This window comes from Azorhizobium doebereinerae UFLA1-100 (genome assembly GCF_000473085.1).
GTDB lineage: Bacteria > Pseudomonadota > Alphaproteobacteria > Rhizobiales > Xanthobacteraceae > Azorhizobium > Azorhizobium doebereinerae.
Genome location: NZ_AXBA01000012.1, coordinates 38,136 through 59,849 on the forward strand (window position 1 = coordinate 38,136; position 21,714 = coordinate 59,849).

The window sequence follows — 21,714 nt, forward strand, 5'->3', positions numbered from 1 at the left end:
GCTCTGCGCCGGCTGGCATCGCGTTGCGTCAGGCGTCGCCCATGGCTCGCCCGCGCGTCCCCTCGCGCGACGTCAGCCGACGTCGCGGTCAGGCGCGGTGCTCAGGCGACTTCGGGATCGGACGGCTGCGCGGCGGCAGGGTCCTTCGCAGGGTCCTTGGCGGTGCCCTCGCCAGGCCCGGCCGCCGGCGTCGCCGGAGCGGCCGGGCGCTCGAACGCACCCTGGAGCTGGGCGGCCAGCTTCAGCAGTTCGTCGGGCATGTCTTCCTGGGTATAGTCGTCGAAGAGCTGTCGCAGCTCCTTGCCCAGCAAATCCTGCCGCGCCGAAATGTCTCGACGATGAGGCGCTTTCATGCCGCCTCCCTCTCTCTGGTCTTGCGTCATAAGACGATCCGGGCGCTGCGTGCGCATCGTGACTGCCCGCCTGCTGTAAAATTTCGACCGAAGACTTCAGCCTCAAGCTCTGCCACGGCTCGGCAGCGCCTTGCAAGAGACGTCCGTGCACCGGACCTCCCCGCCTCGCACCGCCCCGCCGCGCGCGCCATGGCCTCAATCCCTGTAAAGACGCGATGCGCCGTTGACGGACGGACCGTCCTCGGCGTCCCATTTCTCGTCCACATTGCCGACCGCACTCTCGCTCTGCCCTTCGCCGATGGCGGCGTGCGCCACGCGAAGCTGCCGCCGTTCCTCGTCCGCCTCGCGCGGACGACGGGGCCGCGCGAAATCTCGCGTGCACTGCTCGGGAGAAAATTCGCACTGGTCGTAGCCATGGGGGACAGCCCCCGCCGGCCAGATGACCTGCCCCGCGCCCTGATCGCGGTGCGGTGTCCCGGTTCCGGGCGTGCGCGAAGCGGCCATGGTGCTCTCCTTCTACCGTACAGTTGTGAAGAAACGCCGTTCCTGAACGTTTGTTCCATGATGTCGCCGCCGCTTTTTCATGCCGGCGACTTGGCTCGGACCGGGAACCCGAAAAGCCCCTGTGCGGTTCCTACAGCACAGGTTCAGCAAGGCTTTGGAGGCGGGCATGTCAGAGGCCGTGTCCAGCGCTTCGCCCCGGTCGGCGGTGTTCGATCCGGCGGAGCAGGAAAAGAACGACCCCGGCCATTTCGAGCGCCAGGGCGACTATGACGACCCGCGCGCCTCGCTGGTGCATGACGACGGCGTGCCCCCCGGACGGCGCGCCGACGCCGCCGGGCCCGACACCCGCGAGACCGACCCCCGCGCGCCCGGCGCCCGCCGCGCCCCGCCCGCCGACCCCGACTATCTGGCGTGGCGGGAGGCGGAACTTCGGAGCCTCGACGAAGCTTATCAGGCATGGCGGCAGGATCAGGCGCGAGCCTATGACGCCGCCTACCAGACGTGGCGCGACGCTCCGGGGCAGACCTCGTTCGCGCAATGGCGGGAAGCCGCCTCAGCCAACCGCGCATCGCGCCGGCCGTGGAGCCGCCGGCCCTGAACCGGGCGCGGACCGCAACATATCAACCGCAACACGACAGGAGTATCGGACATGCTGAGTTGGGCTCTCACTTTCCTCGTGGTCGCGCTGATCGCCGCCGTGCTCGGCTTCACCGCCATCGCCGGCACGGCCATCGAGATCGCCAAGATCATCTTCTACGTGGCGATCATCCTGTTCCTGATCTCCGCCGTCATGGGCTTCATGCGGCGCGGCCGCGGCCCGACCGTGCCCTGAGCATCGCACGGTCCCTCACGTCCGCCGGCCCCGTGGCCGGTGCGAGAAACGCCATGGCCCCGACCACCGGGACCATGGCTTTTTTGTTCGGGCGCGAGACCGGGCGCAAATGCCCGGTGGCCGGCGAGGGTCGGCGGCTGCATCGCGCGCCGTTTGATCTAAGATGACGCACCCTGGTCCGCGCCGCGCGCCGGGCCGGGGGCGAAAAGCCGGCCGGGACAGGCCGGGAGGCAACAGCCGGGAGCGGGCAAGCGGACCTTCCGCCGGCCCATCGCTGAAGGATCGGGACCGACATGAGGCGCCTCACCGTCGAGCACAAGACCCACTACCGCTATGCGGAGCCGGTGTCCTTCGGCCAGCATCGGCTGATGCTGCGCCCGCGCGACAGCCATGGGCTGCGCCTCTTGGATTCCACCCTCACGCTGTTTCCCATCGCCGAGGTGACCTACGTCTATGACGTGTTCGGCAATTCCATCGCCCTGCTGGACTTCCAGGAGAGCGCGGACGAGCTGCGCATCGACAGCGTGCTGGAGCTGGAAATCTATCCGGTGCCGCCGCTGGAAGGGCTGATCTCGCCGGACGCCGCCACCTACCCCTTCGTCTATTCCAGCGACGACCGCCTCGACATCTCGCTCATCTCCACCCGCCACTATACCGACAGCGGCGCGGTGGAAGCCTTCGCCCGCTCGTTCCTGCCGGCCTCCGGCCACCTGCCGACGCTGGACCTGCTGATGGCCATCAACCAGGCCATCAAGGACCGCCTCGCCTACAAGGCGCGCTACGAGGAAGGCACGCAGAGCCCGGCCGAGACGCTGAGCCTGGGCAGCGGCACCTGCCGGGACTTCGCTTTGCTGTTCATGGAGACGGTGCGCGAGCTGGGCTTCGCCGCGCGCTTCGTCACCGGCTATCTCTACACGCCCCAGCTCGACCCGCTGGCGGAGGGCGACTTCCTCGGCGCCGGCGCCACCCATGCCTGGGCCACGGTCTACCTGCCCGGCGCCGGCTGGATCGATTTCGACCCCACTAACGCTCTGGTCGGCACCGAGCATCTGGTGCGGGTGGCGGTGGTGCGCGATCCGCGCCAGGCGATCCCGGTGAGCGGCAGCTTCCACGGCTCGGCCGGCGCCTTCCTCGGCATGGACGTGGAAGTGCTGGTGTCCTCGCACGGGGTGCGGCCCTCCGTGCCGGTGCGCTCCACCCCGCCGGCGGAGGCGGCCGCGCCGGCGCGGCCGGCGAAAGCCGTGCCCGCCGTGGCGGCAGCCCCGCCGGAGGCCGCGCCGCCGGAGGCCGGGGCGCAGGAGCCGCAGCCGTCAGATGACGCCCCGCCGGTGGAAGCCCTGCCGGTGGAGGCCCCGCCCGCCGCCGAGGCGCCGATCACGGTGCCCGCCGAGGTGGCGGAGCTGCTGGAGGGCGAAAGCCTCGCCCAGCCCCCGTCCGGCCCGGCCTCGGCGCTGGACGAGGTGGAGGCCGTGGCGCCCGCCGCCGCGCCGCCGGCCGAAGCCACGCCGCTGCCGCCCGCCTAGAGCACGCGCCGATCAGCTTGCAACGCAAGCTGATCGGATAACGCGTTCTCTATCAACAGGTTAGAGGGCGATTCACCGATCAGATTGATTCAATCTGATCGGATCGCGCTCTAGGGCCGAGGCGAGGACCGGCGGCGACGCACGGCCGGCCGAAACGAAAACGGGGCGCCGAAGCGCCCCGTCGAAACCGTCAGGTCCGGTCGCCGCTCAGGGGCAGCGCACCTGGTAGGCGTTGCCATAGGCGTCGCGCGCCCAGCAGGCGTTCGGGGTGGTGGCCGCGCCGACCACCGCGCCGGTGGCCGCGCCCAGCGCGCCGCCGACCAGGGCACCCGTGGCATTGCCGGTCGCCGCGCCGCCGATCAGCGCGCCGGCGCCCGCGCCCAGCAGACCGCCGCCCACGGCGCGGTCGGATTCGGAATATTGGCTGCAGCCGGCGAGAGCCAGGGCGGCAGCGAGGACGATCACAGCACTTTTCATTTGGACTCTCCCTTAAGGCATTGCCGGCCCGAGCCGGTTGTCCTGCGCGTTACCAGATTCGCCCGCCCCATGCTCGGGCTCGGATACCCCTGGGGAAACCTTCCCCCCGAGGGGCGTGCCCCCGGGGGCGTCGGCGTCCCCGGCAGGTCCTTCCACCGCTCCCTTAACCTTAAGCTGAACGGGAAAGAACACTTTTTTGCGACCGTTTGGCGTCCGCGCCGATCCCGCGCCGAAAATCGCGGTCAGCGGCGGCCGGCGCGTTCGCCGGCCGCAATGGCATACAGAACCGCGCCCACGGTCAAGCCCACGGCCACCGCCGCCAGCACCGCCGTGCCCGGATTGGCGCTCACCAGATGCTCGGCCCGGTCCACCGTGCGGCCCATCTTGCGCGCCGCCGAGCGCGAGCCGTCGCGGGCCAGCGACAGGCCGCCGGCGGCCAGCGCCTGGGCGCCGTCCTCCACCAGATGCAGCGCCCGGTCGGCATAGCGCGCGGCTTCACGCCGCGGCGCGCGGGAATTTTCCGCCGCCGCGTCGGCCAGCGCCTCGCCCAGCTTGGCGAGGTCGGTCTTCAGCGCGTCGATCTGGCGGGAGATGTCGGTGGTGGAGGAACGCGATCCGTAGCCGAGCATGAGCCTGTCTCCGTTGATGGTCCCGGATGCATCCGAGGGAATGTCCTCAAGAACGCCGGCGGACGGCGACGGTTCCGGCGACGGTCCAGGTTGCGCGGGCGCAATCTCCGTTGCGTCACCCGGAAGTGTTCGTGGCGGAAGTTCGACCGACGTTTGCGGGAACAATGGCAGCGCGATCACGTTGGACCTTGGAGTTTCATGCAAGAGGATTTCATGCACGCTACCTTTGCACCTCCAAAGGCGCATGATCGTTCGGCGGCCCCGCTGGAAGATCTTCTGAACCCGCGGCAGTGCGCGTTCTTCTTCGACGTGGATGGCACACTGATCGACATCGCCATTCACCCGGACGCGGTCAGCGTTCCCAAGTCCCTGCTCGACACCCTCGACATCCTCGACCGCGAGACCGGCGGCGCGCTGGCGCTGGTCAGCGGCCGCCCGGTGGCCGGGCTCGACGCTCTGTTCTCGCCGCTGCGCCTCGCCGCCTCCGGCGTGCATGGCGCGGAGGTCCGCCTCTCCCCCGACGCCGAGACCGCCCGGCAGAGCCCGGCGCTGGCCGAGGGGCTGCGCGGCGCCGTGGCGGCGCTCGCCCGCGACCTGGAGGGCGTGCTGGTGGAGGACAAGGGCAGCAGCATCGCCCTGCACTACCGGCTCAATCCCGAGATCGGCCCGCGCCTGCGCGAGACGCTGGCGGGCTTCGTGGCGGCGGACGCGGGCCTCGCCTTGCTGCCCGGCCGGCTGGTGTTCGAGCTCAAGCACGCCGGCCACGACAAGGGCAGCGCGGTGCGCCAGTTCATGCAGACCCCCGCCTTCGCCGGCCGCACGCCGGTGTTCATGGGCGACGACGTGACCGACGAGGCGGCGTTCGCCGTCATCAAGGACATGGGCGGCATCGTCATTTCCGTGGGGCGCGATTTTCCCGATGCGGACGTGGTGCTGCCGGAGGCGCAGGACGTGCGCGCCCTGCTGGACACCATCGCCGCCAACAGCCGGAGGGCCTGACCGTGTCGCGCTTGATCGTCGTATCCAACCGCGTTGCCGTTCCCCAGGCCAATGGCAAGGTCTCCGCCGGCGGCCTCGCGGTGGCGGTGAACGCGGCCCTGAAGGAGCGCTCCGGCATCTGGTTCGGCTGGAGCGGCAAGATCACCGAGCAGCCCTCCGAGCGCCCGGCCATCTCCAGCCGCAACGGGGTGAAATACGCCGTGGTCGACCTCAAGGAGGACGACTACCAGGAATATTACAACGGCTTCGCCAACCGCGTGCTGTGGCCGATCCTGCACTATCGCGTGGATCTGGCCGAATTCCACCGCTCCGACCTGTCCGGCTACATCCGGGTCAACCGGAACTTCGCCGAGCACGTGTCCAAGATCATCGAGGATGACGACATCCTGTGGGTGCACGACTATCACATGATGCCGCTGGCCCGGTACCTGCGCGAGCGCGGGCACAAGAACCGCATCGGCTTCTTCCTGCACATCCCCATGCCGCCGCCGGAGCTGATCCAGACCCTGCCGCGCCACGGCGAGATCATCGGCTCGCTGGCGCATTACGATTTGCTCGGCTTCCAGACCGAGAACGACAAGGAGAATTTCGGCCGCTACCTGGAATCGCGCGGCGGCCAGGCCACCGCCGACCGCAAGGCCTATGACATCGGCGGCCGGCGGGTGCGGGTCGGCGCCTTCCCGGTGGCGATCGAGACCGAGAGCTTCGCCCGCCGCGCCCGGCATGCCATGCGCACCAATTTCATGAAGGACTTCAAGGCCAGCCTCGGCGACAAGAAGATGGTGCTGGGGGTGGACCGGCTGGACTATTCCAAGGGCATCCCCAACCGGCTGGAGGCGTTCGAGACCCTGCTGCGCACCACGCCGGAGTGGCACCAGAAGGTGACCTTCGTGCAGATCACCCCCAAGAGCCGCACGGAAGTGCCGGAATATGCCGAGATGGACCGCTACGTCTCCACCAAGGCGGGGCAGATCAACGGCGATTACGGCCACGTCTCCTGGACGCCGCTGCGCTATGTGAACCGCACTTATTCCCGCTCGGCGCTGGCCGGCCTCTACCGCGCGGCGGACGTGGCCATGGTGACGCCGCTGCGCGACGGCATGAACCTCGTCGCCAAGGAGTTCGTCGCCGCCCAGGACCCGGAGAATCCCGGCGTGCTGCTGCTGTCGCAATTCGCCGGCGCGGCGGCGGAGATGGGCGGCGGGGCGCTGATGGTGAACCCGCACGAGACCGAGGGCGTCGCCGCCGCGCTGCGCCGGGCGCTGGAGATGCCGCTCGCCGAGCGCAGGGAGCGCCATGCCCGGATGATGGCCGTGCTCACCGACCACGACATCGACCATTGGGCGCAGAGCTTCCTCGACGCCCTCACCGAGCCCGGCCGTCCGGAGTTAGACAGCCTGCTGGCCCGCGGCGCACCGCTGCGGGCGCACTCCTCCGCCCGGATCACCGACCGGCAGGGCCTCCAGCGGCCGTTGGAGATGTGAGCCGGCTCACCCGCCGGAGGGCGGCGCCGGCAGCAGGCCGCGCAGCAGGGCCACCACCTGGCTCTGCTGGCTGGTCTCGGTCTTCAGGAAGATGCGCGCCATATAGGTGCGCGCGGTGGAGATGGTGATGCCGCAGGCATAGGCCGCCTCCTTCAGCGAGCGCCCGGCCGCCAGTTCGCCGGCGATCTCCGCCTCGCGCGCGCTGAAGCCGAACAGCGCCCGCGTCATGGCCGGGAAGCCCGGCGGCAAGGCAAATCCCACCGGGCGCAGGAACAGCGCGGCGGCCCCCGCCACGTCCATGCCATAGGCCTGCGCGTCGCGCATCGGGCTCACCGCCACCGCCAGGGCCGGCGCCGCCGGGCCCGGACGCGGCGGAGAGGCGCCCGGCGGGCGCACCAGCAGGTCGCCGCCGGGACCCGGCGGGCTGGCGCAGGCCTCCGCCACCAGCTTGCGCAGCGCCTTGGCCTCGGCATGGCCGCCCGCCGCCAGATGCCCGTCGCGGCCGATGAGGCCGGCGGCGCGCAGGAGGCCGAGCGCGGCCTCGCTCATGTGCAGCAGCCGCCCGTCCGCCGCCGCCAAGGCGAAGCCGACGCCGGCATTGGCCAGCACCTGCCCGGACGCGCGCTCGGCCAGCCGCAGCGCGCCGAAGCGCTGGCGCAAAGCGGCCACCCGCGCCAGCGTCGGCGCCAGGTGCCGCATCAGCGCGAGATCCTCGTCCTCGAAGTCCGGCTGCCGCCCGCCCCGGTTCACCACCACGAAGCCGGCGCCGCCTGAGGGCGCCGACACCTTGCAGCTCAGCGAGGCGTGGTAGTCCTGCGGCGCGTACCAGTCGTTGTAGATGACCGTCTTCCGGAAGTCGTCCTTGTCCATCAGCATCCGGTCGCTGGCCACGGCGCCCACGGGCGCGCCCATCAGCGGGCGCCAGACCAGATTGTGCGGGATCATCTCGCTGAGGTAGAGGCCGGCGTAATGGGGATCGCAATTGCCGCTGACGACGTCGGCGTGGCGGCCGTACTCGATGCAGAAGCAGGCCGCCGCGCCATGGAAGGCGCCTTGCAGGGCGGCGATGGCGGCGGGCCATGCGGCCGGGTCGTAGGCCGCCTCGAACAGGCGTCCCGTCAGCTCCGTCACGCCGTCCCGGTCCGCAACCGTCATGCCGTCGCCTCCCCCCGGCGGGCACGGCGCGGCCCCCGCCCGGCGGCGCCGCGCGGGACCTGGCGCCCCACCCGACGCCGGCTCAAGGATCAGCCCGCGCGTCCCGCTCCGTCAAGCCGTTCCGCGCCAGCGCCGGCACCCCGCCCCGCGCCCGCGCGGCCGGCTCCGGACATGCCGCGCGGAGAGGCGGGAGAGGCTGAAATCCGCCTGAAATTTCAGCTTGACCATGCCGGATATTTAGCTTTGTTTGTTATCTAGTTTAGTTGCCATTCCCTAAGGTCCACCCGCTGGACCGAAGGACAGCGCGCCCCCACGCGCCGGTCACAGAAGGTGCCATAGCCGCCCCATGCTGTCGCAGCAGATCATCAACGGCCTGATGCTTGGCGCCATCTACATGCTGGTCGCCGTCGCCTTCACCCTGGCCATCGGCGTCCTGAACTTCCTCAATTTCTCGCTTCCCGGCCTGTTCATGCTCGGCGGGATGCTGGCGTTCGGCTTCCTCAAGCTGGGCTGGCCCTTCTTCCTCGCCGCCGGCGGCGCGCTGTTCGTCGCCGCTCTGGTCTCGCTGCTGGTGGAGCGCCTCGCCTACCGCCGCATGCGCGAGGGCGACGCGGAGGTGCCGCTGGTCTCTTCGCTCGGCTTCCTCGTCCTGCTCGAAAACCTCGTCCTGATCCGCTACGGCTCGGACCAGCAGGCCTTCCCGGCGCTGTTCGCCGACATGAACGTGCGCGTCGGCGGCCTCGTCATCGGCATCGCGCAGATGGTGTCGCTGGCCATCTCGCTCGGCCTCGTGGCGTGGCTGTCGTGGTTCCTGCGCGCCACCAACGCCGGCCGGCGCATCCGCACCGTGGCGGAGAACCGCGAGACGGCGCTGCTCATGGGCATCAATATCGAGCGCCTGGTGCCGCAACTGTTCGTCGGCAGCGCCCTGCTGGCTGCCCTCGCCGGCCTTTTGTTCGCGGTCAACTACCAGCAGGTCTCGCCCTTCATGGGCGAGGGCATCGGCTTCAAGGCCGTGGCCGCCATGATCATCGGCGGCATGGGCTCGATCTGGGGCGCGGTGATCGGCGGGCTGCTGATCGGACTGGCGGAAGTCCTGTCCATCAGCCTGATCGGCGCCGACGTGGTCAACATCACCGTCTATGGGCTTCTCTTGGTCATCCTCATCGTCCGGCCGCAGGGCCTCATCGGCCGCCCGCCGGCCCGGGAGAAGCTGTGATGAGCGGCTATCTCACCGGCGTCCTCGTCGTCCTCGCCTTCAACGTCATGGCGGCCTATGCGGTGTATCTGCCGCTGGCCGCCGGGCAGCTCAACCTCGGCATCGCCGGCTTCATGGCCATCGGCGCCTATGCCGCCGCCTATCTCACCAATGAGCTGGGCTGGTCCATGTGGGCCGCCGTGCCCATGGGCAGCGCCGCCGCCGGGCTGGTGGGCATCCTCATCGGCATCCCGGTGCTGCGCACCCACGGCATCTATCTGGCGCTGGCCACCTTCGCGCTCGGCCAGGTGATCGCCGCCGTCTTCCTCAATCTCGACGTGGTGGGCGCCGCCGCCGGCTATCCGGTGACCGACTATGCCGCGCCCGGCGTGGTGTTCGCCTGCGCCATCGGCGTCGTGCTGCTGATGGCGCTGATCTCGCGCACCCGCTTCGCCCTCTACCTCACGGCGGTGAAGAGCGACGCCACGGTGGCCGACCTCATGGGCATTTCCGTGCGCGGCATCCAGGTCGCCGCCTTCGCGCTCGGCGCGGCGCTGGCCGGCTTCGGCGGCGCCATGTACGCCCACCACTACAGCTTCATCGAGGCCCAGCACTTCAACGTGCTGCTCTCGGTGTTCACCGTGCTCTACGTGCTGTTCGGCGGCGTGCAGACGGTGTGGGGCCCGCTGGTGGGCGCCGCCTTCTTCACTTTGGTGCCCGAGCTGCTGCGGGCCAGCGACCAGTGGCGCTACGCGCTGTTCGCGCTGTTCATCATCATCTTCATGGCGCTCCGGCCGCAGGGGCTGGTCACCGCCTCGCTGTTCCGCCTGTTCCGCCGCCGCAGCAAGGGAGCCTCCGCATGAGCGCCCCAGCTCCCACCGCCACCCCCGCCGCCGCGCCGGCCCTCGCCATCTCCGGCCTGCAGAAGTCGTTCGCCGGCGTGCGCGCCATCCGCGACCTCTCCTTCAGCGTGCCGAAGGGCCGCGCCACCGCCCTGATCGGCCCGAACGGCGCCGGAAAGACCACGGTGTTCAATCTGGTCAGCGGCGTCTATGGCGTGGACAGCGGCTCGATCCACGTGAACGGCGTGGACGTGACCCACCTGCCCTCGCGCCGGCGCATCCGCACCGGGGTGGCGCGCTCGTTCCAGAACATCCGCCTGATGTCGCACCTCTCGGTGCTGGAGAATTTGCTGGTGGGCCAGCATGTGCGCGCCTCCTCGCTCGCCGCGCTGCTCACCCCCTACCGGCTGATCCCCAACCACCGCTGGAAGCGCGAGGCCCGCGCGGCGCTGGCTGAGAGCGGCCTTGAGCAATATGCCGAGGAGACGGTGGGCGCCCTGCCCTATGGCGTGCGCAAGCGCATCGACCTGGTGCGCGCCACGCTCGCCGGGGCCAGCGTGCTGATGCTGGACGAGCCCGCCGCCGGGCTCAATCCCAGCGAGACCAATGCGCTCCGGGACCACCTGAAGGCGCTGATCGCCCGCGGGCTCACCCTGCTGGTGGTGGAACATGACATGCACTTCGTGGACAGCATCTGCGAGAACGTGGTGGTGCTGAACTTCGGCGAGAAGATCGCCGAGGGTCCGCTCTCCGTGGTGTGGCGCGACCCCAAGGTGCGCGAAGCCTATATCGGCACGGACGAGGAGGCCTGAGCCATGGCACTGCTGGATGTCTCCGCCCTCCAGGTGCAGTACGGCCGCGTCACCGCGCTGTCCGGCGTCGACCTCCGCGTCGGGGAGGGCGAGGTTGTCACCGTGCTCGGCGCCAATGGCGCGGGCAAGTCCACGCTGCTGCGCGCCATCCTCGGCGCCGTGCCGGTCCGCGCCGGCGGCATCACCTTCGACGGCGTGGACCTCACCCGCCAGCCGCCGCATGCCCGCATCAAGGCCGGCGTGGTGCTGGTGCCGGAAGGCCGGCGCATCCTGATCTCGCTCTCGGTGGAGGAGAACCTTCTGCTGGGCGCGCACATGCGCACCGACAGCCGCGCCATCCGCGCCGAGATCGACGCCATCTACCAGCGCTTCCCCAACCTGGGCGAGCGGCGGCACATGCTGGCCTCCTGCCTCTCCGGCGGCGAGCAGCAGATGCTGGCCATCGGCCGCGCCATGCTGGCCAAGCCCCGGCTGATGATGCTGGACGAGCCCTCGCTCGGCCTCTCGCCGCTGTTCGTCTCCAAGCTGTTCGACCTGATCCGCGAGCTGAACCGCGGCGGCCTGTCGGTGCTGCTGGTGGAGCAGAACACCGGCAAGGCGCTCGGCGTCGCGCACCACGCCACGGTGCTCGAACTCGGCCGCGTCGTGATGGCCGGCGACCCCAAGGCGCTCGCCGCCGACCCCCGCCTGCAAGAGGCGTATCTGGGCGAGGGCACCCCCGCTCACCACTGACCCGCGAAAACTCTTCCAGCAAGAAATCTTCCAGAAGGAGCCGGTTCATGAAAAGGTCGCTTGTCTTCAGTGCAACCCTTCTCGCGGCGCTGTCCGCTGGCGCCGCCGCCCGCGCCGACGGCGAATTGGTGCTCGGCTACATGATGGCCAAGAGCGGCCCCTATGTGAGCCTCGCCGGCACCAACGAGATCGCCGTGGACCTGGCGGTGGAAGAGATCAACGCCAAGGGCGGCATCAACGGCAAGAAGATCAAGGTGGTGAAGTTCGACACCGCCGGCGATCCCAAGCAGGCCACCACCGCGCTGCGCCGCTTCGCCGAGGATGACGCGGCGCTGGCCGTCATCGGCCCGTTCTCCTCCTCCGAGGTGCGCACCACCTTCCCGGTGGGCGAGCGCGCCGGCGTGCCGCAGATGTCCATGGCCTCCTCGGCCCCCGGCCTGACCAAGGGCTTCTCCTACGGCTTCCGCAACACCACCGACGAAGGCATCGTCATCGACCAGGTGCTCGGCTCGATCAAGGACAAGAAGCTGCCCGCCGCCTCCGGCGCCGCCGCCTATGCCACCGACGACGTGGTGTCCAAGTCCATCGGCACCGTGGTGGTGCCCAAGATGTTCGAGAAGTACGCGATTCCGGTGAAGGGCGCGGTGGACTTCCAGCTCGCCGCCTTCGACCTGTCGCCCCAGGTCTCCAAGCTCAAGGAGATGGCCCCCGACATCGTCGGCCTCGGCTCGCCGCCGGAAGGCGCGGTGAATCTGGCCAAGGAGCTGAAGCGCCAGGGCGTCTCCACCCGCGTCATCGGCGGCACCACCATCGCCGATCCCGAGCTGCCCAAGCGCATGGACGGCGCCGGCGAGAACCTCACCATCGGCACCACCTTCTTCCCCGACGTGAACGCCAAGACCAAGGCCTTCACCGCCGAGTTCGGCAAGCGCACCAAGGCCGCCGGCCTGGAGCGCAGCGAGCCCAACCAGATGGACGCCGCGGTCTACGACATCGTCTATCTCTACGCCGAGGCGATGAAGCGGGCCGGCACCACCGGCGCCAAGGACAAGCTGGTGGCCGAGCGCACCGCGGTGCGCGACGAGCTGGCCAAGATGAAGGATTACGACGCCCTGGAAGGCAAGATCTCCTTCAAGGACGGCGACGCGGTGAAGCCGGTCTATATCCTTGAGGTCAAGGGCGGCAAGTGGACCCTGCTCGACACCCGCATGCCTGAATAAGGCGTGCGCGGGGACCGGCGGCGCCCTCCCCCCTGCCGCCGGTCCCCCTTCTCTTTCCGACCCTTCTTGCATTCAAGGACAGGCCATGACGGGCACCGCCCTCACTTTCACCATCCACGCCGACGGGCGCAGCTTCGAGGAGACGCTGCTGATCCGCACCTGCGTCATCGCCGGCTGGACCGGGCGGGACAAGGTGGCGCTGGAGAAGCACATCGTCGAGTTGGAGGAGCTGGGCGTGCCGCGCCCCGCCTCCACCCCGATCTACTACCGCGTCTCGGCCGCGCGCCTGACCACCGCCACCGCCATCGAGAGCACCGGCCCGGACTCCTCCGGCGAGATCGAGTTCATGATCGTCAACGCCGGCGGCCGGCGCTATCTCGGCATCGGCTCGGACCATACCGACCGCAAGGTGGAGACCTACAACATCACCGTCTCCAAGCAGATGTGCGACAAGCCGGTGGCCCCGGAGCTGTGGGCGCTGGACGACGTGCTGCCGCACTGGGACAGCCTGATCCTGCGCTCATTTGCGGTGATCGACGGGGCGCGGGTGCTCTACCAGGAGGGCACGGTGAACGCCATGCTGCCGCCGGCCGAGATCGTCGCCGGCTTCCAGGGCGAGAATCTGGCCGGCGGCTCGGTGATGTTCTGCGGCACGCTGGCGGCCAAGGGCGGCATCCGCCCGGCGCAGCGCTTCGAGTTCGAGATCGAGGACCCCATCCTCAAGCGCACCATCCGCCACGGCTATGACGTCGCCGTCCTCCCGGTGGCCGGCTGAGCATGTTCGTGCCCGGCGCCTCCTTCCGGACCCTCGAAGCGGAGGAGGCGCCGCGCTCGCTGCGCGAGGAAGCCTACGAGATCATCAAGCAGCGGATCATCATGGGCCTGTTCCGGCCCGGCGAGGCGCTGTCCGAGGCCGCCGTGTCCTCCGCGCTGAGCCTGGGGCGCACCCCGGTGCGCCAGGCGTTCGACCGGCTGATGCGCGACGGGCTGGTGGAGGTGCTGCCGCGCAAGGGCATCATCGTGCGCCCGATCACCCGCGACGAGGTGCAGGACATGGTGTCCGTGCGCCTGCTCAACGAGGGCTTCTGCGCCCGCCTCGCGGCGGAGCGGGCGGACGGGGCGACGGTGGAGGCGCTCACCGACGCGGTGGTGCGCGGCCGCATCGCGGCGCAGGCGGGCGACGCGGACGCGCTGATGGCGCTCGACCGGCGCTTCCACGGCGCCATCTCGGCCTCCGCCCGCAACATGGTTCTGGGCGACATCCTGCGCAACCTGCACGACCGCTCGCAGCGGGTGTGGTTCCTCTCCCTGCGCGAGCACGAGCACCACCACCGCGTGGTGGAGGAGCACGCCGCCATCGTCGACGCCATCGCGGCGCGGGATGCGGACGGCGCGGAAGCGGCGATGCGGGCGCACATATTGTCGTTCGCGGAGAATCTCGCGCGGCAGATGTGAGGGGGCTGGCGAGCGGATCAACAAGGGTTGTCTTTGAACCGCTAGACCAACTTGCCGTTCAAATGCGTCACCACCTCGCCCATGAACCGGCGCGCATTTGCTAACGTCTCGTCTGTCGCCAAGTCCAGCTTCAGCACATCCTCGACCCAGCGCGGCCCATGTCCACTAACGTCCCGGCAGAACCCTTCCATCTCACCATCGGGTACGACGAAGACGCCTATGGCATTGAGGTCCGCCAACAGAGCCTTGGCCCTTCTTGTCGGCTCGCCATTGGGCAGGCTGGTCAAGCCGCTACGCTTTGCATGGTCCCAAGGCGACGCATTGCGTGCGAGGCTCTTGATTCTAGAAAGAATTGACTTTTCAACGGCCGTTCCCGAGGGGATCAACTTGAGCAGATCCGTCATCTGCGTCTTGAATTGATCTGCGCCGACGAAAGTGCTGCTCTGCTCAACGGTCTTTTTGACGGCCTCCCAGTTGGGCTTGATCGCGGACCAGTCCCCTCCGTGCGCTTCGACGATGAGCGATAGAGGCGTCTCGTTGTTCAAGAGATCGAAATCGGCAATGGTCGCGACTGGCACACCCAGCTTCCTAAGTGCCTTGACGACGACCGGCAGGCGATCTTTACCGCCGCTGTATGTGTAATGAATATCGGGCAACTGGCCCGACGGCGTCGTACATTGAGCTAATGATTCGTAGAATCTACAGTCAGCGTCAGCTTCCGTAACTACAACAGCCTCGTGAAAAAGGCCGTCAAGCACGTTACTGAAACGAAGGATCGGATCCTTCCACAGTGCCGCGATATCGGCGCTTGGCAGATGGACAGCCGATCCGCCCGACGCTGTACGTGTGAGCCGAACGACTGACACTCGCGCAGCGTGATTGCCCAGCAAACCCTGTAAAATCTCGCGACTATGGGTGGCGATAAAGGTCTGTCGTTCTGTTGACTCCGCGGCGATGATGTCTGCGATCAGCCTGGCCTGTGGCGGATGCAGGAAAGCTTCGGGCTCGTCGATTAGGAGGATTGGCTTCGATTCGGCAAGCGTGCGCCCAAGAATGGAAGCGAAGCTGCGCATGCCGTCGCCCTGTGTCTCAAGCTTGTCCAGTGCCTCTAAGCGATCGAGATAGGACCCTGAAATTCGATCCTCATCGGGCAGAACTTTGGGGCGACCTCCAATGTAAGCGGGAATATTGACTGACGCTCCGCGATGTATGATGAAATCTTTCTTAAAAGCACGCCTAAAGAGATCCGACGCGCGTGCCTCCAAAGCGTCATCTTTAAAAAAGTGTTGGAATGGATGTGTTGCACTGAAGCCCTGCCTGCGATCAAAGGGTGGTGGGGGGTCGCAATCAGCAAGCCGTTCGCGGGTCGATAGATTAGAGACGATCCTCTCAACCAGAAAAGGGCCGACGGGACGGCGCGGCCCTTCCCACCAATGCGCCAAAACACTCTTAGGAAAGCTATGATTTTGAACATTAATTTGGTCATTTGCACCTACATACGGATCCAGATCCCTTTCCAATTCGGACAATGGCGTCAGCCGCGTTATTGTAACGCTCTCTAGCACAACTCCTGGAATCCCATCGCGAAGCGCGGCGAGCATGTCTTTTAATGCTGCGCTTTTTCCAGAATTGTTGGGACCGATCACTACTACTATATCATTTTCGTTCAACTTGAGACTGAGGCCGCTTTTGAACCTGATTTCACTAATAAGAGCCTTAATGTTCATGATCCAAGCTCAGTTCTGAAGCTAGTCGTTCAAATTCATTCCAGTATGCGGGCTGTGACGGCGTTTCGCTAGTGGGCATTCCCCTTTGCCCCAATTGCCTATTGGCTCTCCCTACCCAACAAAAAAGCCGGCCCCGAAGGACCGGCTTCTAATCATCCTAGCTTGAAAGAAAGCCTCAGCCGATGATCTCGGCGACGCCGTCGCGCTCTTCCAGCAGTTCCTTCAGCGTGATGTCCAGCATGGACTGGGCATAGGCGTCGATGGGCAGGTCCTTGACCACCGTGTAGCTGCCGCCCGCGCACACCGCCGGGACACCGAACACGATGCCCGCCGGCACGCCGTAGGAGCCGTCCGAGGCGATGCCCATGGAGACCCAGCGGCCGTTGGTGCCGTGGATCCAGTCGTGCATGTGGTCCACCGCCGCGTTGGCCGCCGAGGCCGCAGACGACAGGCCGCGCGCCTCGATGATCGCCGCGCCGCGCTTGCCGACGGTGGGGATCAGGGTCTCGCGGTACCAGGTCTCGTCATTGACCAGCTTGGGCAGCGCCTCGCCCTTCACGGTGGCGAAGCGGTAGTCGGCGAACATGGTCGGGGAGTGGTTGCCCCACACGGCCAGCTTCTCGATGTCGGCGCTGTTGATGCCCACCTTGGCGGCGAACTGCGACAGCGCGCGGTTGTGGTCGAGGCGCAGCATGGCGGTGATGTTGCCGGCCGGCAGGTCCGGGGCGCTCTTGGCGGTGATGTAGGCATTGGTGTTGGCCGGGTTGCCGACCACCAGCACCTTCACGTCGCGCTTGGCCACCGCGTTCAGGGCCGCGCCCTGGACCTTGAAGATCTCGGCATTGGCGGTGAGCAGGTCGCGGCGCTCCATGCCCTTCGAGCGCGGGCGCGCGCCCACCAGGAAGGCCGCGTCCACGTCCTTGAAGGCCACCTTCGGATCATCGGTGATGACCACGCCGGCGAGCAGCGGGAAGGCGCAGTCTTCCAGCTCCATCACCACGCCCTTCACGGCGTTCTGCGCCTGCGGCAGGTCGAGCAACTGGAGGATGACCGGCTGGTCCTTGCCGTACACGTCGCCGTTGGCGATGCGGAACAGCAGCGAATAACAGATCTGGCCGGCGGCGCCGGTGACAGCTACGCGGACGGCGGGCTTCGTCATGATGAATCCTTCCCCGAAAAGTCCGAACGGGTTTACGGGGGGCACTCTATGGCCGTCCCGGCGCGGAATTGGAAGCGTCCGTTCGTCGGATCAGCCTCCAAGATGGCGTTCAATTCCCGCCGCAATGGCGAACAATCCTGCATCCATGCCGCCCGCCGCCGCCACCATCAGGCCCACCGGCGCATCGCCCGGGGCGCGGATCGGCAGCGAAATGGCGCAGCCGTCGATCATGTTGATCAAGGTGGCGTTGCGCAAGGCGAGGATGTTGGCGCCGGCATAGGCCTCGTCGTCGACTTCCAGCGGGGCGATCTCCGGCGGCAGGATGGCGACGGAGGGCAGCAGCAGCGCGTCGAACGGGGCGATGCGGGCGCCGGCGCGGGCGATCAGCCCGGCGCGCGCCGCCACCGCGTCCAGATAGTCCGCCGCCTCCTGCTGGTGGCCGCGCTTGATGCGCACGGAGACGCGCGGGTCATAGCCCGCCTCCTTCTCCGCCAGCAGGGCGCGATGCCAGGCATAGCTCTCGGCGGCGGTGAAGCCGCCCTTGGCGTTGATGCTGGCGACCTCGGCGAATTCCGGCACCTCGGCGAAGGTCACCCGCGCCCCGGCGGCGGAGAGCTGTTCCACCGCCGTAGCGAACGCCTGCGCGACCACCGGGTCGAGCCCGTCCAGCGCCACGGTGGTGGGCACCAGCAGGCGCAGGCCGGCCAGCGCCGCCGGCTCCGGGGCGGCCGGCGGCGCGCCGGCGAGCACGGCGTCCAGCACGGCGCAGCAGGCCACCGAGCGGGCCAGCGGGCCGATGGAATCGAGACTCTGCGACAGCGGCACGCAGCCGTCCTGCGGCACCCGGCGGGCGGTGGGCTTGTAGCCGGTGATGCCGCAGAAGGCGGCCGGGATGCGGCAGGAGCCGCCGGTGTCGGTGCCGAGCGCGGCATGGGCCATGCCGTCGGCCACCGCCACCGCGCCGCCGGAGGTGGAGCCGCCGGGCGCATGGCCGATGTCGCGCTTCCACGGGCTCTTCGGCGTGCCGTAATGCGGATTGAGGCCGAGGCCGGAATAGGCGAACTCCACCATGTTGGAGCGGCCGATGACCACGAAGCCGGCCGCCCGCAGGCGCGCCACGGCGGTGGCGTCGGCGGTCGCCGGCGGGTTGTCCGCCAGCACCTTGGAGCCGGCGGTGGTGACCTCGCCGGCGATGTCGAACAGGTCCTTGATGGCGATGGGGATGCCGGCATAGGGCGAAGGCGCGGCGCCCGCCCGGCGCAGGGCGTCCTGCCCGTCCGCCGCCGCCAGCGCCTGGTCGCGCGCCACCGAGACGAAGGCGCGGGCGCCCTCGCCGGCGGGATCGTCGATGCGGGCGAGGCACGCCTCCACCAGCGCGCGCGAGGTGGTGCGCCCGGCGGCAAGGTCCGCGGCGAGGCTGGCGAGGGTGGGTGCGGTCATGGCGGGGATCCGGGCAGGGAGGCGGTGGGGGGCGGACGGGCGGATAGGGTTCAGGTTCGGGGGCGGATGTCCAGCGGGGGCATCCGGTGGTGGGGCTGGGCGACGCCGCTTCGCCGCTGGCGCGGCGCGCCCACCCCAACCCTCCCCCGCAGGCGGGAGAGGGAGTTCGGTTGCGCGGGAGAGAAGCGCGCGCCCCCTCCCCCGTCGCGCGGGAAAACCCTCTCCCGCTNGNGGGGGNGGGNNGGGNGGGGGCCGAAGCGCAGCTTCGGATATCTCACGCGCTGTCCGGGGGGCGTGGGCGGGACGGGGATAGCGCATCCCCGCCGCTGGCGCGGCGCCCCCACCCCAACCCTCCCCCGCAGGCGGGAGAGGGAGCGCGGTTGCGCGGGAGAGAGAAGCTCGCGCCCCCTCCCCAATCGCGCGCAACGCCGCCCTCACGCAGCTGCCCGAACGCGCTCCGCCCTCCCCCGCGCGGGCGGAGGAGGGCGGAGGCGGACGAACGGCCGCCGGTCAGGACGCGCCGCGATCAGGCCGGGTCGAAATAGTGGATTTCCATCAGGATGCAGCCCTTCTCCGACTTGAAGGGGCCGTGGAAGGCGCCCGGCGGGCGGCAGGCATAGGTGAAGGGCGGGAAGGCGGTGCCGCCCTCGCCGGTCTCGTCGTTGCCCACGGTCAGGTCGCCGGTGACCAGGAACACCTCTTCCCAATATTCGTGCACGAACGGGGCGGTGGTGAACACGCCGGGATCGAAGCGCAGCAGGCGGGTGCGCGAGCCGCGCTTGTTCTTTTCGTCCAGCGCGCCGGAGATGATCTTCTGCTGGATGCCCTGGGGATAGCCCGGGGGCACCTCCCAGCCGCTGGAGAGATCCAGCGTGTAGAACTCGTCATGGGCTTTGTTGATGGCCATGGATCAGGACCTTCGGTGGGCGGGTAGGCTCTGGGGGAAAGGCCGGCGGGGCTGCGGCAAGGCTTGGCCGCCGGTTGAGGGCGCGGGGCGAGGCCCGGATTATTCGGCCGCGCGGGCCGGCGCAAGCTCGTCGGCGAGGCTGTAGGAGCCCAGCATCTTGTCGAGGATGGCCTTGGCGGCGTCCCAGTCGTAGGTGCGGAAGGCATGGCCCTTCACCACGAAGGAGGCGCCCGAATAGAACATCTCGTACTGGGCGTGGCGCGAGGCGAACTCGGAGCCCACCGCGTCCCAGGCGAGCTTGTAGAACTTCACCTTCTCTTCCGCACTGGCGGCCGGCGACTGCTGGGTCTTGCTGATAAGCTTGGCGATCTCGGGGTTGGCATAGTCCTCAACCGAGGACGGCAGCATGATCATGCCGCCGCCGGCCAGCTCGCGCAGGGTGTTGAGCACCCGGCCGTAGAGCTGCTGGCTGAGCGTCTGCGCCGCATAGAGCATGTTGCGGTCGGGCACGAAATACGGCCCGCGCTGCGTGCCCTTGGCTTCCATGGCGTTGACGAAGGCTTCCACCGAGGCCACCTCGGCCGAGAGCTGGCCCAGCGTCTCGCGCACCTGCGGGAAGCCGGTGGTGCCGTTGATCTCGGTGGTGCGGCGGGCGATGGCCAGCAGGAACTTCAGCTTCACCGACAGGCGGATCTGCGCCTGGTAGTTCTGGTAGACGTGGGCCGGGGTGGCGTGGAACTGCTTGGCCACCATCTCGATGCTGTCCACCGCGAACACGCGGTCCCACGGCACCTTCACGTCGTCGAAATAGAGCACCGCGTCATTCTCGTCGAAGCGGCTGGACAAGGGGTTGTCGAACACCGAGGGGTTCGCCGCCTCGTAGGACTTGCGCGACAGGATCTTGAGACCCTTGGTGTTCATCGGGATGGCGAAGGACAGCGCGTATTTCTCGTCGCCCGGCTGGAGCGGCTGGATGCAGGTGACGAACACCTCGTTGGCCATGATGCCGCCGGTGGCCAGCATCTTGGCGCCGCGCACCGTGATGCCCGCGGCGTCGCGGTCGACGATGCCGGCGGAGAGGTACGGGTCCTGCTGCTGGGCGGCGCTCTTGGAGCGGTCGGCCTGCGGGTTGATGATCACGTAGGTGAGGTAGAGGTCGTTGTCGCGGGCGTAGCGGTAATAGTCCGCCAGCGCCTTGGCGCGGGCCGGGTCATAGGCCTCGAACACCTCAAGGCCCATGTACATGCCGGCGATGCAGGAGGCGACGTGGTCCGGCGCGCGGCCCAGGAAACCCGCGTGCAGCTCGGTCCAGGCTTCGAGCCCGGCGCGGCGGCTTTTGAGCTCCTCATAGCTCTTGGGCAACTGCCAGATCTTGTTGGCGCGGGTGCCGGTCTCGGTCTCGAAGGTCATCAGGTCGCGGTTTTCCGGCGCGCTCTGGAAGTCGAACATCTTGGCCACCGAGGCCACGGCGCCGCGATAGGCCGGATGGGTGGTGACGTCCGCGACCAGGGCGCCGTCCAGGAAGATCTGGCGCCCGTCGCGCAGGCTCTCGGTGTGCTGTTGGCCGGTCTTGATCATCGAAAACGTCCCTCTGGCATCAGGTGCGGCGGCGGCACGGGCGGCAGGGCCGCCCGGCGCGGGCGGCGGTTTCAGGTTGACGGCGCCTCGGCGGCGGCAAGGCCGTGATAGCGTCCACGGAAGAAGATCAGCGGCGCCGCCTCCGCGCGATTGGCGAAGCGGACGACGCGGGCGAGGAAGATGACGTGGTCGCCGCCGTCGTGGTGCGCGTAGGGCGCGCATTCGAAATGGGCCAGCGCCCCGGTCAGCAGCGGGGCGGCCGCGTGGCCAGGCACGTGGTCCACGTCGGACCACTTGTCCTCCAGCGCCTTGGCGAAGCGGTTGGACAGATGCTCCTGATCGCGGGCCAGCACGTTGACGCCATAGCCGCGCGCCGCCAGCATGGCCGGCAGGCTGTGGGCGTTGCGCGCCACGCTGAACAGGACGAGCGGAGGATCGAGCGAGACCGAATTGAACGAGCTCATGGTCATGCCCACCACTTCCCCGTCATCGGCCCGCGCGGTCACCACCGCGACCCCGGTGGCGAAATGGCCGAGCGCCTGGCGGAACGCCCGGAGATCGAACGGGACTGACGTTGCGTCGTTCATCATAGGGCCTGTGGATGTGTTTGGCGCGGCCGGACACGCGGCTGCGGACGCCATTTACCTTTGTTTCAAAGCTAATATTACTATCGAACTCTCGTCAAGGC

At 68.6% G+C, this 21,714-nt stretch carries 23 protein-coding genes; 12 read left to right on the forward strand and 11 right to left on the reverse strand.

Translation table 11 applies throughout. The features are described 5' to 3' along the window. Positions 1–101: 101 nt before the first annotated feature. On the reverse strand, positions 102–353 hold the full coding sequence (locus YU1_RS0110105; protein ID WP_156922034.1) for a hypothetical protein: 252 nt from the start codon (positions 351–353) through the stop codon (positions 102–104). Positions 354–548: 195 nt separating this feature from the next. Then, complete coding sequence (locus tag YU1_RS0110110) at positions 549–857, reverse strand: hypothetical protein (protein WP_029003961.1); 309 nt, start codon at positions 855–857, stop codon at positions 549–551. 166 nt (positions 858–1,023) lie between these two features. Here YU1_RS0110110 and YU1_RS0110115 point away from each other — a divergent pair, with 166 nt between their 5' ends. The 3 genes from YU1_RS0110115 to YU1_RS28905 all read left to right on the forward strand — a co-directional run bounded on the left by YU1_RS0110115 (position 1,024) and on the right by YU1_RS28905 (position 3,212). Then, on the forward strand, positions 1,024–1,455 hold the full coding sequence (locus YU1_RS0110115) for a hypothetical protein (protein ID WP_029003962.1): 432 nt from the start codon (positions 1,024–1,026) through the stop codon (positions 1,453–1,455). Between the two features lie 51 nt (positions 1,456–1,506). Next, on the forward strand, positions 1,507–1,689 hold the full coding sequence (locus tag YU1_RS0110120; protein WP_029003963.1) for a DUF1328 domain-containing protein: 183 nt from the start codon (positions 1,507–1,509) through the stop codon (positions 1,687–1,689). A 293-nt stretch (positions 1,690–1,982) separates the two neighbouring features. Then, positions 1,983–3,212, forward strand: a complete 1,230-nt coding sequence (locus YU1_RS28905; RefSeq protein ID WP_156922036.1) for a transglutaminase N-terminal domain-containing protein — start codon at positions 1,983–1,985, stop codon at positions 3,210–3,212. Positions 3,213–3,419: 207 nt separating this feature from the next. Here YU1_RS28905 and YU1_RS0110130 read toward each other — a convergent pair whose 3' ends face one another. Together YU1_RS0110130 and YU1_RS0110135 are read right to left on the reverse strand one after the other, a co-directional pair. After that, the gene (locus YU1_RS0110130) at positions 3,420–3,689 is read right to left on the reverse strand and encodes a glycine zipper domain-containing protein (protein WP_029003964.1); all 270 of its coding nucleotides are present in this window, start codon (positions 3,687–3,689) and stop codon (positions 3,420–3,422) included. Between the two features lie 242 nt (positions 3,690–3,931). Next, positions 3,932–4,318 (reverse strand): hypothetical protein, encoded by a 387-nt coding sequence (locus tag YU1_RS0110135; protein WP_029003965.1) that lies wholly within the window; start codon positions 4,316–4,318, stop codon positions 3,932–3,934. 213 nt (positions 4,319–4,531) lie between these two features. Between YU1_RS0110135 and otsB the strand changes: the two genes are divergently transcribed. Continuing rightward, positions 4,532–5,317, forward strand: a complete 786-nt coding sequence (gene otsB / locus YU1_RS28910) for a trehalose-phosphatase (RefSeq protein ID WP_051356741.1) — start codon at positions 4,532–4,534, stop codon at positions 5,315–5,317. Positions 5,318–5,319: 2 nt separating this feature from the next. Further along, positions 5,320–6,801, forward strand: a complete 1,482-nt coding sequence (gene otsA / locus YU1_RS28915; RefSeq protein ID WP_084539788.1) for an alpha,alpha-trehalose-phosphate synthase (UDP-forming) — start codon at positions 5,320–5,322, stop codon at positions 6,799–6,801. Positions 6,802–6,807: 6 nt separating this feature from the next. Here the strand turns inward: otsA and YU1_RS31920 are convergent, their stop codons facing one another. Continuing rightward, positions 6,808–7,956, reverse strand: a complete 1,149-nt coding sequence (locus YU1_RS31920; protein WP_051356714.1) for a helix-turn-helix transcriptional regulator — start codon at positions 7,954–7,956, stop codon at positions 6,808–6,810. Positions 7,957–8,302: 346 nt separating this feature from the next. Between YU1_RS31920 and YU1_RS0110155 the strand changes: the two genes are divergently transcribed. The 7 genes from YU1_RS0110155 to YU1_RS0110185 all read left to right on the forward strand — a co-directional run bounded on the left by YU1_RS0110155 (position 8,303) and on the right by YU1_RS0110185 (position 14,215). Continuing rightward, positions 8,303–9,175 carry a branched-chain amino acid ABC transporter permease gene (locus tag YU1_RS0110155; RefSeq protein WP_029003966.1) on the forward strand — a complete coding sequence of 291 codons (873 nt, stop codon included), beginning with the start codon at positions 8,303–8,305 and terminating at the stop codon, positions 9,173–9,175. Beyond that, complete coding sequence (locus YU1_RS0110160) at positions 9,175–10,017, forward strand: branched-chain amino acid ABC transporter permease (protein WP_029003967.1); 843 nt, start codon at positions 9,175–9,177, stop codon at positions 10,015–10,017. The genes YU1_RS0110155 and YU1_RS0110160 overlap by 1 nt, the downstream gene beginning before the upstream one ends. Continuing rightward, positions 10,014–10,808 (forward strand): ABC transporter ATP-binding protein, encoded by a 795-nt coding sequence (locus YU1_RS0110165; RefSeq protein ID WP_051356715.1) that lies wholly within the window; start codon positions 10,014–10,016, stop codon positions 10,806–10,808. The genes YU1_RS0110160 and YU1_RS0110165 overlap by 4 nt, the downstream gene beginning before the upstream one ends. 9 nt (positions 10,809–10,817) lie before the next feature. Beyond that, a complete protein-coding gene (locus YU1_RS0110170; protein WP_198018900.1) occupies positions 10,818–11,540 on the forward strand; it encodes an ABC transporter ATP-binding protein in 723 nt (240 codons plus the stop codon). Positions 11,541–11,587: 47 nt separating this feature from the next. Beyond that, the gene (locus tag YU1_RS0110175) at positions 11,588–12,760 is read left to right on the forward strand and encodes an ABC transporter substrate-binding protein (RefSeq protein WP_029003970.1); all 1,173 of its coding nucleotides are present in this window, start codon (positions 11,588–11,590) and stop codon (positions 12,758–12,760) included. Positions 12,761–12,845: 85 nt separating this feature from the next. Further along, the gene (locus tag YU1_RS0110180; protein ID WP_029003971.1) at positions 12,846–13,535 is read left to right on the forward strand and encodes a DUF2848 domain-containing protein; all 690 of its coding nucleotides are present in this window, start codon (positions 12,846–12,848) and stop codon (positions 13,533–13,535) included. A gap of 2 nt (positions 13,536–13,537) precedes the next feature. Further along, entirely contained in the window at positions 13,538–14,215 is a 678-nt protein-coding gene (locus tag YU1_RS0110185; protein ID WP_051356716.1) for a GntR family transcriptional regulator, read from the forward strand. Positions 14,216–14,256: 41 nt separating this feature from the next. Here the strand turns inward: YU1_RS0110185 and YU1_RS32625 are convergent, their stop codons facing one another. The 6 genes from YU1_RS32625 to YU1_RS0110215 all read right to left on the reverse strand — a co-directional run bounded on the left by YU1_RS32625 (position 14,257) and on the right by YU1_RS0110215 (position 21,613). After that, positions 14,257–15,942 (reverse strand): ATP-dependent nuclease, encoded by a 1,686-nt coding sequence (locus YU1_RS32625; RefSeq protein ID WP_084539789.1) that lies wholly within the window; start codon positions 15,940–15,942, stop codon positions 14,257–14,259. 175 nt (positions 15,943–16,117) lie between these two features. Next, entirely contained in the window at positions 16,118–17,101 is a 984-nt protein-coding gene (locus YU1_RS0110195) for a malate dehydrogenase (RefSeq protein WP_029003974.1), read from the reverse strand. Between the two features lie 90 nt (positions 17,102–17,191). Continuing rightward, positions 17,192–18,541, reverse strand: a complete 1,350-nt coding sequence (locus YU1_RS0110200; RefSeq protein WP_029003975.1) for an amidase — start codon at positions 18,539–18,541, stop codon at positions 17,192–17,194. Positions 18,542–19,067: 526 nt separating this feature from the next. Further along, positions 19,068–19,448 (reverse strand): cupin domain-containing protein, encoded by a 381-nt coding sequence (locus tag YU1_RS0110205; RefSeq protein WP_029003976.1) that lies wholly within the window; start codon positions 19,446–19,448, stop codon positions 19,068–19,070. 99 nt (positions 19,449–19,547) lie between these two features. Beyond that, positions 19,548–21,026, reverse strand: a complete 1,479-nt coding sequence (locus YU1_RS0110210) for a 4-hydroxyphenylacetate 3-hydroxylase family protein (RefSeq protein WP_029003977.1) — start codon at positions 21,024–21,026, stop codon at positions 19,548–19,550. A gap of 71 nt (positions 21,027–21,097) precedes the next feature. Further along, positions 21,098–21,613: a flavin reductase family protein gene (locus YU1_RS0110215; RefSeq protein ID WP_029003978.1), complete on the reverse strand. Its 516-nt coding sequence runs from the start codon at positions 21,611–21,613 to the stop codon at positions 21,098–21,100. Between the last annotated feature and the right edge of the window lie 101 nt (positions 21,614–21,714).